We start from the raw sequence: 16,196 nt of genomic DNA, 5'->3' as shown, positions 1-16,196 counted from the left end.
GACCTATGCGCCATAACCTGTCAGCTATATAATTACTGCCTGCGCGGACCGCGCGCGGGGCGCCCCCATGTTTCCAATTTGCGGTAAATGGTTGAGGGGGATACGTCCAAAGCTTTTGACGCTTTCGGAATAGATCCGCCTGCGCGGTTGATCGCAAACTCGATGATTTCGCGTTCGATTTCCAATAGTGATTTTGAGGCTACCACATCGCCCAAAGAGAACGATGGTGTGGTTGTCTCTTGGGGGCGTGGAAACGTGTCCAGTAAGGATTTTGGTAAATGATGCTCTTCGATCATTGGGCCAGTGTTGACCACGACGCAGTTCCACAAAACATTCATCAATTCGTGGATATTGCCTGGCCAAGCGTAACTTAACAGCAAAGCCTTGGTATCCTTCGACAAGGCTGGGGTTGGTTTGTTTTCTTTTGCAGCATAGCGCGCCACCATGGCTTCTGCGATTTCGATGACATCCAATCCACGGTCTCGCAGAGGGGGTAGGTGGATCGGGACAACAAACAGCCTGTAATATAAATCAGCTCGCAGTTTTCCTGCTGATATACAGTCCAATGGCGATTTCGACGAGGCACAGATAATGCGCGTCTTTACAGGGATCGGTTCCGCTGAATCATTTGGCGTCACGTTGGAGGTTTTTAAAAACTCTAACAGTTGAGCCTGGCTCACGGCATCCAAGTCGCAGATTTCATCCAAAAACAATGTGCCGCCGTCAGCTTTTTGCAAGGCCCCGATGTTGGATTTTTGCACATGTGGTTCGACCGCAGAGCCACGACCAAAGAGTTCCGCTCCAAGTGCAGCAGCAGAGCGTGACCCGCAATGCACCGCAACAAAAGGACCGTCAGTGTCAGGGGATAGCGCGTGTATTGCTTTGGCGCACATGGTCTTTCCCGTGCCATTTTCGCCTGTTATGAAAACGCTTGCATCAGATCCCGACACGGCGCGCATGGTTGCGTAGATTTGTTTCATCTCAGCTGATGACCCAAGTAACCCGCCCAATGGGGGCGCGTCCAAAGGGCCAAGGTTTGGACGGAGGGTTTGTGATCCTCCTGATCGCGCATTGATAATCGCATCTACTAAAATTTGTGGATTAATAGGTTTAACTAAAAAATCGGAAACGCCCATGCGCATCGCCTCAACTGCCCGATCAATCGAAGCATAGGCCGTGGTCACGATAGGTTTTAGGTTGGGGTTTGTTTCGTACAATTGCGATATAAGGTCATGTCCAGACCCGTCAGGTAGCATCAAATCGACCAAGGCAATTTGTGGAGATGTTTGGCGGTTCACCTCCAGCGCTTCTTTGACTGTTGCTGCTGTAACTGTAGAAAACCCTGCATCATTTAGGATGGCGCTATAGAGCGTGAGATGGCTCTGGTTGTCATCAATAATTAAAATTGGAGTGTGAGTCATCCAAGCCTATTTCTTAAGTTTGAGTAAATTGATTGTTGAAATAATGTGAGCAACATCTTGGCGTAGCTCTTGCAAAAGGGCAAGAACCTGTGTGCCATCCGCTGTGTTGGAAATTTGTTCCAATTCCAAAGCGCGACGATGTGCAGCTTGCGCGTAAGAGGTGGCAAATAGGCCTGCAAGCGCATGGGAAGCATGGCCCAAATTGTCGCGATCTGTGGGCGATAAGTCACCGTGTGCCAGCTGATCCGCCCGATCTAGAAATGCCTTAAAGTCTTGCGCAAGATGATCAAGGTAACGCATCCTTGCATCACGCGGAAGACTGTCGATCATTCGCTCAAAATTATGCAGGACTGTTTTTCCATTTGCGATATCAGGTTGCTCGACGGGCTGCATCAAATTCAGGCCTAAAGCCTTCAAAAGCTTTGGATACAATACCTGTTGGTTCGTTGCGGGCTTGTTTAAAACCGCCTTTGCTCCAGCTTGTGTGATGGCAAGATGATTGGCTTCAAAAGCATGGGCGGTGACGCCAATAACGGGCGGTGTGGGAGAGGATTTTTTATGCAGTTCGCGCAGCAAGTCCAAGCCAGAAAAAACGGGCATTTCGATGTCCAAAAGAATCACGTCAAATGTGGTCCGCTCAAGCAACGCGAGTGCTGAAAAGGCGCTGTCTGCTTCGTCTACGATCATTCCTGCGGCTTCCAGTTGCAAACGCAAGGCTAAACGATGGGATGTCGCATCATCGACGATCAATGCGCTTAGACCATTCAGCATCGACTTTATGTCTGTGAAACGATCCAGCTGCGTCTCAGGGGGGGGCACGCGCGCGGGCAGACTGACTGAAAAGCAAGCCCCCTGTGGCGCTGCGTTCGAGACTGCAATTTCGCCGCCCAAACGGCGGGTGAGGTCATGCGCGATCCGCAAACCGTAGCCTGATTCAGCTTTGCCAAGGTCTGTGGATTGGGGAAGGGTAAAATCGAAAAGTGTTTCGAGCTGGGGTTCGGTGAGACCGATGCCCCAGTCACGCACTGCGATGCGGAGTTCTTGACCTGTGTCATAAGTGGCTGAAATTTCGATCCTGTCGGTTTGGGAATGACGCAATGCGTTTGACACAAGGTTTGATAAAATTCGTTCCACTGACAAGATGTCAATCTCAAGTGATGCAGGCAGACTTGGATCTGCGATATAGTCTAATTCCACCCCAGAGGCCGCAACCAAATAGGCCCATCGTTGTGTCAAAAGCTGCAAGAATGTACGCACGTTAGTATCAGCCGTAATCCCAGCAAGCGCGGCATCATGCCCAGCCGCCATGGACAAAGCTTCGTTAATAAGTCGCCCTAAGTGGCTTGTTGCAGCCGTCAGTCTTCGAGCGTCTGTACGGGATGCCGGGTCGACAGAGCCATATGCGATTGTTTCGATACCCACTGACAATTCTGCGAAAACTTCGCGTATATCATGGGCTAGAAACGAAACTGCCGCTGCCTCCTGTGAGGTAACAGTGTTTGATGTTGCACTCTGCTTCCCCCTTTTTTTCACTGTTCCACATCCAGCCGTGCGCTGCATATCTTGCAGGCACTCAGCCGCCCTTGGTAAAATTCTACACTACTAACAATCGCTTTGGACTGCATACTATTAAGACTTTTTTAACCATTATGTGATGGCAAAAAAGGCTTTAGTAGATAAAAATTTAGTTTTTTGCGTATCCAAGGTCGCCCAAGGCTTGTGCAATTTGATCCAAGACGGCGGGATCATCTATGGTGGCAGGCACTTTGAAATCAGAACAATCAGCGATTTTAACCATGGTTGCGCGCAAGATTTTACCCGAACGCGTTTTGGGCAAGCGTTTTACGATACATGCGCATTTGAATGCGGCAACGGGGCCGATTTTGGTGCGCACATCGCGAATAACATCTTGTACGATATCCTCATGCGCGCGCGTGGTGCCTGCATTCAAACACATCAATCCGAGGGGCACTTGGCCTTTGATAGGATCGCTGACGCCGATGACTGCGCATTCGGCAACATCAGGGTGCGCGCTGAGCACCTCTTCCATGGCGCCCGTTGACAATCTGTGGCCTGCGACGTTGATCACATCATCCGTACGCGCCATGATGTAGAGATAGCCATCGGCATCTTTGATCCCCGCATCACCCGTTTCATAGTAGCCTGGAAAGTGATCTAAGTAGCTTGATTTAAAGCGATTTTCCGACTTCCATAAATTTGGAAATGTACCCGGCGGCAAAGGGAGCTTTATCGCGATGGCGCCCAATTCTCCGGCAGGCACTTCATGACCTGCTTCGTCTAATATGCGGATGTCATACCCTGGCATCGCGACAGAAGGCGATCCTATCTTAACGGGCAAGGGTTCAATGCCAAGCGGGTTTGCAGCGATCCCCCAGCCTGTTTCCGTCTGCCACCAATGGTCGATCACTGGAATGTTCAAACGATCTTGCGCCCATTCAATTGTGTCAGGGTCAGCGCGTTCGCCCGCCAAAAATAGGGCTTTGAGGCTGCTGATATCATAATCTTTTATCAGCGCGCCTTTGGGGTCTTCGCGTTTGATCGCTCTGAATGCGGTGGGGGCTGTGAACAAGACTTTCACCTTGTGATCCCGCACAACGCGCCAGAATGTGCCCGCATCAGGCGTGCCGATGGGCTTGCCTTCAAAGACGATGGATGTGTTGCCGTGAATCAAGGGCCCGTAACAAATATAGGAATGGCCAACGACCCAACCCACATCGGAAGCGGCCCAAAACACATCGCCTGCATCAACATTGTAGATGTTTTTCATGGTCCAATTCAGCGCAACAAGCTGACCGCCCGTATGACGAATCACGCCTTTTGGAGCGCCTGTGGTGCCTGAGGTGTATAGAATGTAAGCGGGGTGGTTGCCCTCAACGGGGACACATTCTGCGTCTGGGGTTTCATCTTTAAGCAATTGCCAATCAAAGTCGTAACCTTGACGCAGATCGGCTTTCAGCGTGTCGCGTTGAAACATTATGGTAAATTCTGGTTTGTGCTGTGCCAGTGCGATGGCTTCATCCACAAGGGGTTTATAGGCGATCACACGATTGGGTTCCAACCCGCAAGAGGCCGCTATGATTGCCTTGGGGGCAGCGTCATCTATGCGGACCGCCAGTTCATTTGCAGCGAACCCACCGAAGACCACGGAATGCACAGCGCCAAGACGCGCACAAGCCAGCATTGCTTCTAGGGCTTGTGGTATCATTGGCATGTAGATGATGACCCGATCGCCTTTTGTGACGCCCTTGCTGCGCAATGCGCCAGCTAAACTGGCCACGCGGCTTTGCAATTCGCTATAAGTAACTGTCTCGCAGGATTGGGTCATTGGGCTGTCATAGATCAATGCAGCCTGTGCGCCTCGCCCATTGTCGACATGGCGATCTACAGCATTGTAGCAGGTGTTGGTGAGCCCATCGGAGAACCATTCATAAAAGGGGGCCTTATCATCAAACAGAGCTTTGGAAGGCTTTTTATACCAGTGGATTTGGTCTGATGCGGCCATCCAAAATTTTTCAGGGTCCGCTTGCCATTCGGCATAGGTCTTTGCGTAATCGCCCGTTTTGGCCATCTCTTGATTCCTCCCTGTGGCGCAAATTTTGCGCGCTCATCAGATTGGCTACAAGGATACCAAACTTCATCACTCTGGATGAAACGGGCATCACAGGCCTCCTCAGGGACCAAATCTCAGATCTGCGCAAAATTCCTGATCAAGCCTAGCAAAAACAAAGTGCACTGCGATAAATATTTTGCAAACTTGTGAAAGGGCGCCGTTTGCAAAATTTGCAAGATGCTGCAATTTTCGGGATTGGCTTGCGCATCATCAGATGCTGCTGGGCAGACTGTTCAAGCAGGTCTTGCTGTGCTGCGCAGTTTTCGCGCGCAGCACAGCCGATTTCAGCAGTCGGATGTCTATCCGTAATGTGACACAGGTGTGCCTGCGATCGCTGACATGTTCAGCAGCCCGCGTGCAGTTATCGACGATGTCACAACATGCGCACGGTTGCCCATACCCATCAAGATCGGCCCAACTTCAAGACCGCCGCCTTTGGCTTTCAAGATGTTGCGCACCCCCGATGCCGCATCTGCATTGGCAAAGACCAGCGCATTCGCAGGCTCGGTCATGCGGGAGGCAGGGAAAATGCGACTGCGCAATTCTGGATCGAGCGCCGCATCAATGTGCATTTCGCCCTCATAGGCAAAATCACGTGGCTCAGAGTCCAAAATCTCTAACGCCGCGCGCATTTTACGCCCCGTGTCGCAGTCTAGATTGCCGAACTGAGAATGCGAACACAGCGCGATATTCGGCTGCGTCCCAAAACGGCGCACGTGTCGTGCAGTTGCGATCACAGTTTCCGCGATCTGCTGAGGTGTCGGTTCTGGGTGCACATGCGTGTCGGCGATAAACAAAGGCCCGTCTTCCAAAATCATCAAAGACAAAGCGCCAACGGAATGCAGGTCTTTCGTTCCCAATATTTCGTTGATGTATTTGAGGTGCCACAGGTACTGGCCGAATGTGCCGCAGATCATGCTATCTGCGTGATCCTGCTGGACCATGATGGCGCCAATGGCTGTGGTGTTGGTGCGCAAAATGGCCTTTGCCAAATCAGGTGTCACACCTCGGCGCTGCATGATGTTGTGATAGGCTTGCCAGTATTGCTTGTAGCGCGTGTCACTTTCAGGGTTTACGATTTCAAAATCGACCCCAGGACGAATTTTCAACCCTGCACGCTCTGCGCGCATGGCAACGACTTCGGGGCGACCAATCAAGATCGGTTTGTCGGTGGTTTCTTCGATCATCGCACTGGCAGCGCGCAGCACGCGTTCGTCTTCGCCTTCGGTCAAAACGATGCGGCGTTCTGCTTGGGATGCGGCCGCAAAAACAGGACGCATGATCATGGATGATTTGAAAACGGAATGATCCAAGCCAGCTTTATAAGCATCAATATCGGCGAGTGGTTTTGTGGCCACGCCGCTTTCCATCGCGGCACGCGCAACAGCGGTGGCGACAACCCCCATCAAGCGCGGATCGAAAGGTTTTGGAATTAAATATTCTGGCCCAAATGTCATGCGCTCATCGCGATAAGCCTCAGCCGCTTCTGCCGATGTTGTGGCGCGCGCGAGCGCCGCGATCCCTTCGATACAGGCGATTTTCATGTCGTCGTTGATTTCTGTCGCACCGACATCAAGTGCGCCGCGGAAAATGAACGGGAAACACAAAACATTGTTCACTTGGTTCGGGTAATCCGAACGGCCCGTGGCGATAATCGCGTCTGGCGCCACTTTGGCCAAATCTGTAGGATCAATTTCGGGATTTGGATTGGCCAAAGCAAAGATGATCGGCGCTTTCGCCATTTTCTTGACCATTTCGGGTTTCAAAACACCCGGACCTGAGAGACCTAAGAATAAATCCGCATCGCCAATAACGTCATCCAAAGTGCGTAGGTCGCTTTTTTGCGCATATTCGGCTTTTTGTGGCGTCATTTCAGATGTGCGGCCTTCGTAGACCAGTCCCTCAATGTCGCATAGCCAAACGTTTTCGCGTTTGACGCCCAGTTTCAATAGCATGTTCAAACAGGCAATGCCTGCAGCGCCGCCGCCTGTCGACACCACTTTGATGTCTTCGAATTTTTTGTTTTGAACTTTCAGCGCATTGGTCGCCGCAGCGCCCACAACAATCGCTGTGCCATGCTGGTCGTCATGAAATACGGGGATGTTCATGCGCTCGCGGCACAATTGTTCAACGATAAAGCAGTCAGGTGCTTTTATGTCTTCCAGATTGATGGCGCCAAAGGTCGGTTCAAGCGCGCAGACGATATCAGCCAGCTTTTCAGGGTCCGTTTCGTCGACTTCAATATCGAAACAGTCGATATTGGCGAACTTTTTAAACAGAACCGCCTTACCTTCCATCACAGGTTTTGACGCTGCTGCACCAATATTGCCGAGGCCCAAAACAGCCGTGCCGTTTGACACCACAGCAACCAAGTTGCCACGCGATGTATAACGACTTGCCGTGCTGGGATCGGCCTTGATTTCAAGGCAAGCTTCGGCCACGCCCGGACTGTAAGCGCGTGATAAATCGCGGCCATTCGCTAAAGGCTTGGTTGCGCGAATTTCCAGCTTTCCTGGTTTCGGAAATTCATGATAATCCAGTGCCGCTTTGCGTAGGGCTTCTTTGCGTGCGTCTTCTGTCATCGTGACCTCCACTAGGTAGTTTAGCGTTAAACTAAATTTGACACCGAGCAATCTGCTCACGTCGTTGACAAGCCCTTACGCCCGTGATGGGCGGTCAATCAAGCCCTTACGGTTGGTTTTGATCCATGTTAGCGCAAACGTTATGCGCAATTTACGAAATCTCGCGCAATCGGCCAAGAAAGCGTAGCAGATACTTGTAACGGACTTGCATCCGCGCGACCTGCAGCGCACTCTAGACCAAATAGTCAAATTTACGAGGCACAGTATGTCCCTTCTCGCAGCAGCCCGCGATATTCGCGAAAAAGCCTATGCTCCCTATTCAAATTTCAAAGTGGGCGCGGCAGTGCGCAGCGCCTCTGGGGATGTATTCGTCGGCGTTAACGTAGAAAACGCGGCCTATCCCGAAGGCACCTGCGCCGAAGCAGGGGCCATTGCCGCGATGATTGCAGCAGGCGAAACGCAGATCATAGAAGTTGCTGTGATCGCGGATGCCCCAACACCCGTACAGCCCTGCGGTGGGTGCCGCCAAAAGTTACGTGAATTTGCAGGGCCCGATGTGGTCGTGACCATGACCAATTTGGCAGGAACCGAATTACAGATGACCGTCGCCGAACTCTTGCCTGGCGCCTTCACGCAAGATCAATTGGATATGTAATCATGCGCGTGGCCACGATCATTTCTAAGCTGCGCAGGCGCGAGATGCTGCACGATGATGAACTTCGGTTTGTCGCCACAGGGCTGGCTTCGGGGGCTGTAAGCGATGCCCAAGCTGGTGCTTTTGCTATGGCCGCTTTGCTCAATGGTATGTCCGATCCCGAACGTGTAGCCTTGACTTTAGCAATGCGCGACAGCGGTGATGTGATGCAATGGGATTGCCCCGCCCCAGTGATCGATAAACATTCCACGGGCGGGATAGGCGATTGTGTGTCCCTTTTGCTTGCGCCCGCATTGGCAGCCTTAGGTGCTTATGTTCCGATGATCTCAGGGCGAGGCTTGGGGCACACTGGCGGCACCTTGGACAAGTTAGATTCCATCGTGGGGGTCAAAACTGATGTGTCCGAAACGAAATTTCGCGATATCGTCAGCAAAGTCGGTTGCGCGATTGTGTCGTCTTCTGCGCAAATAGCGCCAGCTGATAAACGGCTTTACGCAATTCGTGATGTGACGGGAACCGTTGAAAGCATTGATCTGATTACAGCTTCGATCCTGTCCAAAAAACTGGCGGCAGGGTTGGAAGGGTTGGTGCTGGATGTCAAATGTGGCTCAGGCGCGTTCATGGCGACACATGACGCGGCCAAAACTCTCGCCCAAAGTCTTGTGCGCACGGCCAATGGAGCAGGCTGCAAAACCACAGCATTGATCACAGATATGAATCAACCTTGCTGCGCTGCGATGGGCAATGCATTGGAAATTAACGAAGTCATGCAGGCATTGACCTCTGGCGAAGTTGATAATGATCTATGTGATCTCACCTGCGCGTTGGGCGCGGAGTTGCTGGTGTTAAGCGGCTTATCTGACACTATCGAGGTCGCACAAATGGCTGTGCGCGATACCTTGGTTGATGGATCTGCTGCGGAACGTTTCGGATGTATGATCACCGAATTAGGGGGGCCTGCGGACTTCGTTGACCATTGGCGCGATCGCTTGCCGTCTGCCCCTGTTGTCCGCGATATCACTGCGCAGTCATCGGGCTTTATTTCGCAGTTCGATGGGCGCGCCTTGGGCAATGTTGTCGTCGATTTGGGGGGAGGGCGCGCGCAGGCGGCGGATAAAATTGATCCCGCTGTTGGCCTGTCCAACATTTGTCGACTGGGTGATCACATGACGCCAGACACTTTAATTGCGACCTTGCATGCGCGAAGCCCAGAGGCAGCAGATCGCGCCGAAGCGGCCATATTACAGGCCATCACAATTGGCGACACAGTGCCCAAATTGCCTGAATTAATTATAGAAAAGGTTCGTGAATGACACGTGCATTCCTCATTGTAATGGATTCTGTTGGTCTGGGCGGCGCGCCCGATGCAGATACGTTTTTTAATGGAGATGTTCCTGACACAGGGGCAAATACTTTGGCGCATATCGCTCAAGCCTGCGCAGAAGGCCGTGCGGATGAGGGTCGCTTGGGCCCCTTAAAATTGCCCCACCTTGAAGCCATGGGGCTTGGCGCTGCGATGGCCCATGCGACCTCTGATCCGATGCCGGGTTTTTTGGTGCCGCCCACAGGGCTATACGGCGTTGCCAAAGAAATTTCGCGCGGCAAAGACACACCATCGGGCCATTGGGAATTGGCCGGCGTTCCTGTGCCTTGGGACTGGGGCGGATTTCCCAATACGCAGCCCGCTTTCCCTGAAGATCTCATGGAAATGGCCGCAAGCCTATGCGGGGCGGGGGGCACTTTGGCCAATTGCCATGCCTCTGGCACGGCAGTGATTGAAGAGTTCGGCGATGAGCATGTGAAGACAGGTTGGCCGATTTTATACACTTCGGTCGATAGTGTGTTGCAAATCGCAGCCCATGAAGACCATTTTGGCTTGGATCGCTTGCTTAAGCTTTGTGCGGATCTTGCCCCCGTTTTGCATGAAATGAAAATTGGTCGTGTGATCGCGCGTCCGTTTTTGGGGACATCTGAGACAGGCTATGCCCGCACTCAAAACCGCAAGGATTACGCTATAGCTCCCCCAAGTCCGACCCTACTGGACTGGGCGCATGAGGCGGGGCGCAAAACTTACGCGATTGGCAAAATTGGTGATATTTTTTCCATGCGCGGTATTGATGACCTGCGTAAAGGCGATGATGCGACCTTGTTTGATCATCTGTGCGATGTGGCTGTTGAGGCCCCCGATGGGTCGTTTGTTTTTGCCAATTTCGTTGAGTTCGATAGTTTATATGGTCACAGGCGGGATGTCAGCGGATATGCGCGGCATTTGGAATGGTTTGATGCGCAAATCCCACGGCTTATCCCGTTATTGAAAGACGGGGATTTGGTTATATTTACAGCGGATCACGGCAATGACCCAACTTGGGTTGGCACCGATCACACGCGTGAAATGGTGCCCGTTTTGGGGCTTGGGACTGGCCTGAAACCCATCGGTGAGGTGAACTTCGTTGATGTCGCTGCCTCTATTGCTGACCACTTAAATATACCCGCGCAAGGGCGTGCAAGGAGTTTTCTATGACATTGATTGATATGCCAAAAATTGAGCTGCACCTGCATCTTGAAGGTGCCGCTCCCCCTGATTTCATCCGCAGCCTCGCGCGCGAGAAAAAGGTCGATATCGGCGGGATTTTTGACGAAAATGGTGCCTATAAATACAAAGACTTCTGGGACTTTCTAAAGGTCTATGAAGCGGCTACAACGGTGCTTAAAACACCACAAGATTTCTATCGATTGACCCGCGCGGTGCTGGCAGAATGTGCCGCCAATCAGGTGATCTATGCGGAAACATTCTTGGCCCCTGATTTTTGCGGTGGCGGTGATGTGAGTGCGTGGAAAGACTATTTGGCTGCCATCGAACAGGCAGCACAAGAAATGCAATCCGAAGCAGGGGTCATCCTAAAAGCGATCCCCACCTGCGTGCGCCATTTTGGGCCAGATCAAGCCAAGAAAACCGCGCTTTGTGCATCCGAAACCGCAGGCCGTTTTGTGACAGGCTTTGGCATGGGGGGCGACGAAACATTTGGAACGCAGGGCGATTTTGCCTACGCCTACGATATGGCGCGTGAGGCGCAGTTGCAGCTGACCTCCCACGCAGGTGAATGGGGCGGGGCTGAAAGTGTCCGTGATGCGATCCATGATCTTGGCGTCACCCGTATCGGTCACGGCGTGCGCGCGATTGAAGACGATGCTTTGATCGAAGAGATCATTGAAAAAGACGTCGTGCTTGAGGTCTGTCCTGGTTCAAATATCGCGCTGGGCGTTTACGACGATCTGAAAGACCATCCTATTGCGCGCCTGCGGAAACGCGGCGTGAAAGTGACGGTTTCGACCGATGATCCGCCTTTCTTTCACACCACAATGCGCAAAGAATTCGGCGATTTAGCCCAGACGTTCGGCTGGGATGGCGCAGATTTCAAAGCCCTCAATCAAACAGCTTTGGAGGCCGCGTTTTGTGACGATGAGACCCGAAAAGCCGTCGCAAAACAATTGGAGACCATTGATGAATGACCACCTGACCATCGTAACGCACCCTTTGGTGCAACATAAACTGACTTTGATGCGTAAAGTGTCTGCCTCAACGGCGGAATTTCGCCAATTGCTGCGCGAGATTTCTCAACTCTTGGCCTATGAGGTCACGCGGGGGTTGGAAATGACAACTGAAACCATCGAAACACCAATGCAAACCATGCAAGCCCCTGTTTTGGCGGGAAAAAAACTGGCATTGATTTCGATTTTACGCGCAGGCAATGGCTTGCTGGATGGCGTTTTAGAATTGATCCCTTCAGCGCGTGTTGGCTTTGTTGGCCTGTACCGTGACGAGGTGACTTTGGAGCCCGTGCAATACTATTTTAAGGCCCCTGATGCCCTAGGCGATCGTCTTGTGATTGCAGTAGATCCTATGCTTGCAACGGGCAATTCATCTGTCGCAGCCCTTGATTTGTTGAAGAAAGCAGGCGCGACCAATATCAGGTTCTTGTGCCTTTTGGCATCTCCTGAAGGGGTGGCTCGCATGAAAGAAGCGCATCCAGATGTGCCAATCATTACTGCATCTGTGGATGAAAAGCTTGATGACAAAGGATATATTGTTCCAGGCCTAGGGGATGCGGGTGACCGTATGTTTGGCACTAAATAGGCGATTTACACTAGGCAAGATTCTTCAAGTCAGTTAGACTCTACACAATATTTTGTGTGGGGGCACATGATGAAGACTATTAGAACGATTTCTCTTGCCGCGATGGTTGCGGCTCTCGGTGTATCCGCGGTCTATGCGAAAACATCTTTGCGCAATGCGGGCGAGCCAGCGGAATTTCCGCCAGCAAGCTACAAAGGCACGCAATATGTGGATAGCTCTGGCTGTGCTTTTGTGCGGGCAGGGCGCGGAGATGCGGTGAGTTGGGTGCCGCGCGTCAGTCGCAGTCGGACCGTTTTATGTGGCTTTAAGCCGTCGCTTGATGCTGCGCAGGTGAAACTGCCTGTGATCCCTGATCCTGTTGAAACGGTTCAGGCGGCGCCTACAACACCCAAGGCGACGACCAAGGTCAAGCGTCAAGGTGCAGGCGCGCCTTTGGCGACAGTTGCGACGACCACCACAATTCCCGCCAGAAAGGCGACCGCGGCGCAAACGCCAAAGTTCGACGCAGCGGCCCCAGTTAAATTGGCAAAGGCCCCAGCTGCGCCAATTACAGGCAAGTATGCTCCCAAGCCTGCAGCCAAAGCTCAGCCCGTACCGCGGGGGCGTTTGGCGGATGCCGAAATCGTTGGGCAAACATGCGGCACCAATGCAGCGGGGCAATCTTTGCGCTGTACAGAGCGGTCGACCCAAGCCCCAGATTATATCATCAAGCGCCTGCCTGCGGGCGTGACTGTGCGCCGTGCAGATGGCGGGACATTGACAACAACTGAACCGACTTTGGTACGTGTGGCGATAAAATCAGCCCCTGCCGCAACGCCAACCCCTGCGGTGAATCCACCTGCACAGGCCATAGCGGCAGCGCCCGTTTACGCCTCTGCATCACAAGGGGCCACGACGTCGAGTTGCAATGGCCTGAGTGGCAATGCGGCTCAATATCTACAGACATCGACCCGTTTGGCTGTGCGCTGTGGCCCTCAGGCGGTTCATCCGTCTAGCTATATTACGAAGCAAAACCAGAGAGTTGCACAGGCTAATGTGGCTGTCGCCCAAGTATCGCGTCAGGCGCGCGAGCTTGGCGTCGTTTTTGCTGCCCCCAAGCAGGTGAGAACGCCAGACGGGTATGCGCGCGCATTTACCGATGGGCGTTTGAACACCCAGCGCGGCCCACGGACTTTGGCGGGTGACTATCAGCAAGCGCAAGTTTGGAGCAATACAGTGCCTGCCTACCCTGTAGGGACTGTCGTTAAACGCACTTTCTGGCAGCAATTGTTTGGCCTGCCCGCAAAGGCGCGTCCCGTTGCGCAAGCGCCCGTTCAATATACAGAGGCAAACACACGTGCCTCTCAGGTGTCTGTCCCAAGATTGTCAACCAAATCGGTAGCGCCCAACCGTACGCCTCAGGCGGTGACATCAGCCCCAGCATCCGTTGCGTCGGGCGCGCGCTACATTCAAGTTGGCACGTTCGCCGTGGCGGAAAATGCGGATCGTTCTATGGCGCGTCTGTCTGCGATGGGGATGCCTGTTGCGTCTCAAATGATGACCCATGGTGGTCAGCGGATGAAAATGGTTCTGGCTGGGCCTTTCGCCCCATCACAGATTGTCACAGCGCTCAATACAGCGCGTGCGGCTGGATATAACGACGCATTTGCGCGCAAATGATCTTGGTTTCATAGTAAAGATTGGCAAAGCCCCCAGCTCGGGGGCTTTTGTCATTTTGGAGCTAGCTGGAGCAGATATCTTGTAAGGCCACCCATTCGCCATCTTCCAGAACTGTGTCAGTCGTTTCACTGTTCAAATCACCCGCTTCGATCAGGGGTAGGGTGCTGATGCCCGTGATATCAATAGCATAGGCATAGGGCTGGGGGCGCACTTTGGCTTGGGTAAACCGCTCAGCCAGTTGATTAATGTCAACGGGAGCCATGTCCAAACGCAGCAAATCTTCGGCGTAGGTTTCTAGGGTTTTGTCTGGAATGGAGCCGCTGGTTAGCAATTTGAGCGAGGCCATCAGGCCCGCGCTGCGCAACAGGTCTTCAAGTGGATCAGCTTGGGCGATGCGTTGCTGTTCGGCCAAGATGAAGCCTGCAACCACATCGGGATCTTCGTAGTCTTCGATAACACTGCGGTTCAGCAAGATATATCCGCCTGGCAAGTGCTGCGCCAATTGCACGCCACTGCGAAACACCACAACTCCGCCAGCACTTGGGCGCATGAGTTGCGATTTCAATGCATGCAAAGCTTGCGCCCCATGCACAGAGGTACATTCTTGGCCTGCCAAGCGCTTTACTTGCCCCAGCAATTTGGTGCCGATTTGGGCGCGGGTGACTTCGGGAACAATGCTAACGGCTTGGCGCACTAAGGCATCAGGCAACCAGAAAACAGACAAGGCGACGGCCCCTGCAATTGCGCTGGCGACGAATAGGCTGCGCAAGCGACCTGAGCGTGGTGTGCCGCGTTCGATCGCGCGCTGAATGCGTGTAATGGCGGCAATCATAGTTTCGTCGTCGGTCTCTAGACGTTCGTCAGTATCGGGGCTTGGGGCAAAAATCGCTATGCTTTCGGTTGCGCTGTTGATCCGCTCTACGGCAGGCAGCGACCAATGGGATAGGGTTTTGTCGTTGAGGTCTGAAATAATCAACGTGGCCTCACCCATAGACATGACGACTTCTATCCTTTGGGTTTCCCCCTCAGGACGCCAAAGTGCTGTGGCTTCTAGGCGATCAAATTCTTTGAGCGCTGTCATGCGCGTGCTGCTCGTTGTTGTTTCTTTGGGCTAGGCTACCTTGGATTGCACAGGTTCACAATCTTAACCACACTTTTGCACCCGTAAATCATGGATTGTCTCTTTCGAAGCCTGCCAAGCTCGCCTATCTTTGGCCTATGATTGTATCGCATGGGCGCAAATATATCTTCATACATATTCCTAAAACAGGTGGAACGGCTTTGACGCTGGCGCTTGAAGGCCGCGCCATGGCTGATGATCTTTTGGTTGGGGATACGCCTAAGGCTGTGAAGCGCCGCAATAGATTGAAACGGGATCAAAGCTATAAATCCCTGTCTAAGCATTCAAGGTTTGTGGATCTTGAGGGCGTGATGGATCGGTCACGCTTTGACGATTTCATGATCTTCACTTTGGTGCGTAATCCTTGGGATCGCATTGTAAGTTACTATCACTGGTTACAGGCGCAATCGTGGGATCATCCTGCGGTGACATTGGCCAAGTCAGCCGATTTCACGACGTTTTTGAATGACAGACAGACCATCGGTTCTCTGTCGTTGTCCTATGCTTCTTATATGCAAGACGGTGCGGGGGTTGAGCGTGCAACACATTACATGCGTTTGGAAAAGCTTGACCAAGACCTTCATTCGCTCTGGGATCATTTAGGATTTTCGCTTAGCCCGATCCAACCCGAAAACACATCGCAGCGCGCAGGTGATTTTAGAGTGTATTATTCTGATGCTGATCGGGATTTAGTGGCTGATATCTGCGCAGTTGATATTGCGCGCTTTGGTTACGGGTTTACGCAAGATGGATTTTCTTAAGGTATTGATATGTAGTGAAAATGTATCTGAAGGTGGCATGTTTAGTACTTGAACGCATGACTTTTGGGCTCATAGCCTGCCTGCCGCGATCTTGGATTGGGTTTGCGAAACGATCACTTTGGCGCGAGTTACATAGTGTTATCTAGAACGCAGGCGTCACGTTTTGTGGCTACGATGATTTATCATAAGCGACAAGAAAGTTTGTCAGTGTCGTAAAAAGTCCCAAACACAG

12 protein-coding genes are annotated in these 16,196 nt (G+C 52.4%); 7 read left to right on the top strand and 5 right to left on the bottom strand.

Annotation, left to right across the window (positions count from 1 at the left end; genetic code table 11):
• Positions 1-32: 32 nt before the first annotated feature.
• From EDD53_RS09915 to EDD53_RS09900, 4 genes are all read right to left on the bottom strand, one after another.
• Positions 33-1,421 carry a sigma-54-dependent transcriptional regulator gene (locus EDD53_RS09915; protein WP_123793101.1) on the bottom strand — a complete coding sequence of 463 codons (1,389 nt, stop codon included), beginning with the start codon at positions 1,419-1,421 and terminating at the stop codon, positions 33-35.
• A 6-nt stretch (positions 1,422-1,427) separates the two neighbouring features.
• Complete coding sequence (locus tag EDD53_RS09910) at positions 1,428-2,843, bottom strand: response regulator (protein WP_170162737.1); 1,416 nt, start codon at positions 2,841-2,843, stop codon at positions 1,428-1,430.
• 262 nt (positions 2,844-3,105) lie between these two features.
• Positions 3,106-5,010 (bottom strand): propionyl-CoA synthetase, encoded by a 1,905-nt coding sequence (locus EDD53_RS09905; protein ID WP_123793099.1) that lies wholly within the window; start codon positions 5,008-5,010, stop codon positions 3,106-3,108.
• A 341-nt stretch (positions 5,011-5,351) separates the two neighbouring features.
• Positions 5,352-7,634: an NADP-dependent malic enzyme gene (locus tag EDD53_RS09900; protein ID WP_123793098.1), complete on the bottom strand. Its 2,283-nt coding sequence runs from the start codon at positions 7,632-7,634 to the stop codon at positions 5,352-5,354.
• Between the two features lie 265 nt (positions 7,635-7,899).
• Between EDD53_RS09900 and cdd the strand changes: the two genes are divergently transcribed.
• From cdd to EDD53_RS09870, 6 genes are all read left to right on the top strand, one after another.
• Positions 7,900-8,289, top strand: coding sequence for a cytidine deaminase (gene cdd, locus EDD53_RS09895; protein ID WP_123793097.1), 390 nt, complete (start codon positions 7,900-7,902; stop codon positions 8,287-8,289).
• Between the two features lie 2 nt (positions 8,290-8,291).
• A complete protein-coding gene (locus EDD53_RS09890; protein WP_123793096.1) occupies positions 8,292-9,602 on the top strand; it encodes a thymidine phosphorylase in 1,311 nt (436 codons plus the stop codon).
• Entirely contained in the window at positions 9,599-10,810 is a 1,212-nt protein-coding gene (locus tag EDD53_RS09885; RefSeq protein WP_123793095.1) for a phosphopentomutase, read from the top strand. The genes EDD53_RS09890 and EDD53_RS09885 overlap by 4 nt, the downstream gene beginning before the upstream one ends.
• Positions 10,807-11,799, top strand: coding sequence for an adenosine deaminase (locus tag EDD53_RS09880; protein WP_123793094.1), 993 nt, complete (start codon positions 10,807-10,809; stop codon positions 11,797-11,799). Before EDD53_RS09885 ends, EDD53_RS09880 begins: the two co-directional genes overlap by 4 nt.
• Complete coding sequence (gene upp / locus EDD53_RS09875; RefSeq protein WP_123793093.1) at positions 11,792-12,424, top strand: uracil phosphoribosyltransferase; 633 nt, start codon at positions 11,792-11,794, stop codon at positions 12,422-12,424. Before EDD53_RS09880 ends, upp begins: the two co-directional genes overlap by 8 nt.
• Positions 12,425-12,493: 69 nt before the next feature.
• Complete coding sequence (locus EDD53_RS09870; protein ID WP_123793092.1) at positions 12,494-14,083, top strand: SPOR domain-containing protein; 1,590 nt, start codon at positions 12,494-12,496, stop codon at positions 14,081-14,083.
• A 61-nt stretch (positions 14,084-14,144) separates the two neighbouring features.
• Here the strand turns inward: EDD53_RS09870 and EDD53_RS09865 are convergent, their stop codons facing one another.
• On the bottom strand, positions 14,145-15,164 hold the full coding sequence (locus tag EDD53_RS09865) for a hypothetical protein (RefSeq protein ID WP_123793091.1): 1,020 nt from the start codon (positions 15,162-15,164) through the stop codon (positions 14,145-14,147).
• 137 nt (positions 15,165-15,301) lie between these two features.
• On the opposite strand from EDD53_RS09865, the gene EDD53_RS09860 reads away from it, so the two are divergent.
• Entirely contained in the window at positions 15,302-15,964 is a 663-nt protein-coding gene (locus EDD53_RS09860; RefSeq protein WP_123793393.1) for a sulfotransferase family 2 domain-containing protein, read from the top strand.
• Positions 15,965-16,196: the final 232 nt, after the last annotated feature.

This window comes from Pacificibacter maritimus (assembly GCF_003814915.1).
GTDB lineage: Bacteria > Pseudomonadota > Alphaproteobacteria > Rhodobacterales > Rhodobacteraceae > Celeribacter > Celeribacter maritimus.
This window is presented reverse-complemented; position numbering and strand designations above follow the sequence as displayed.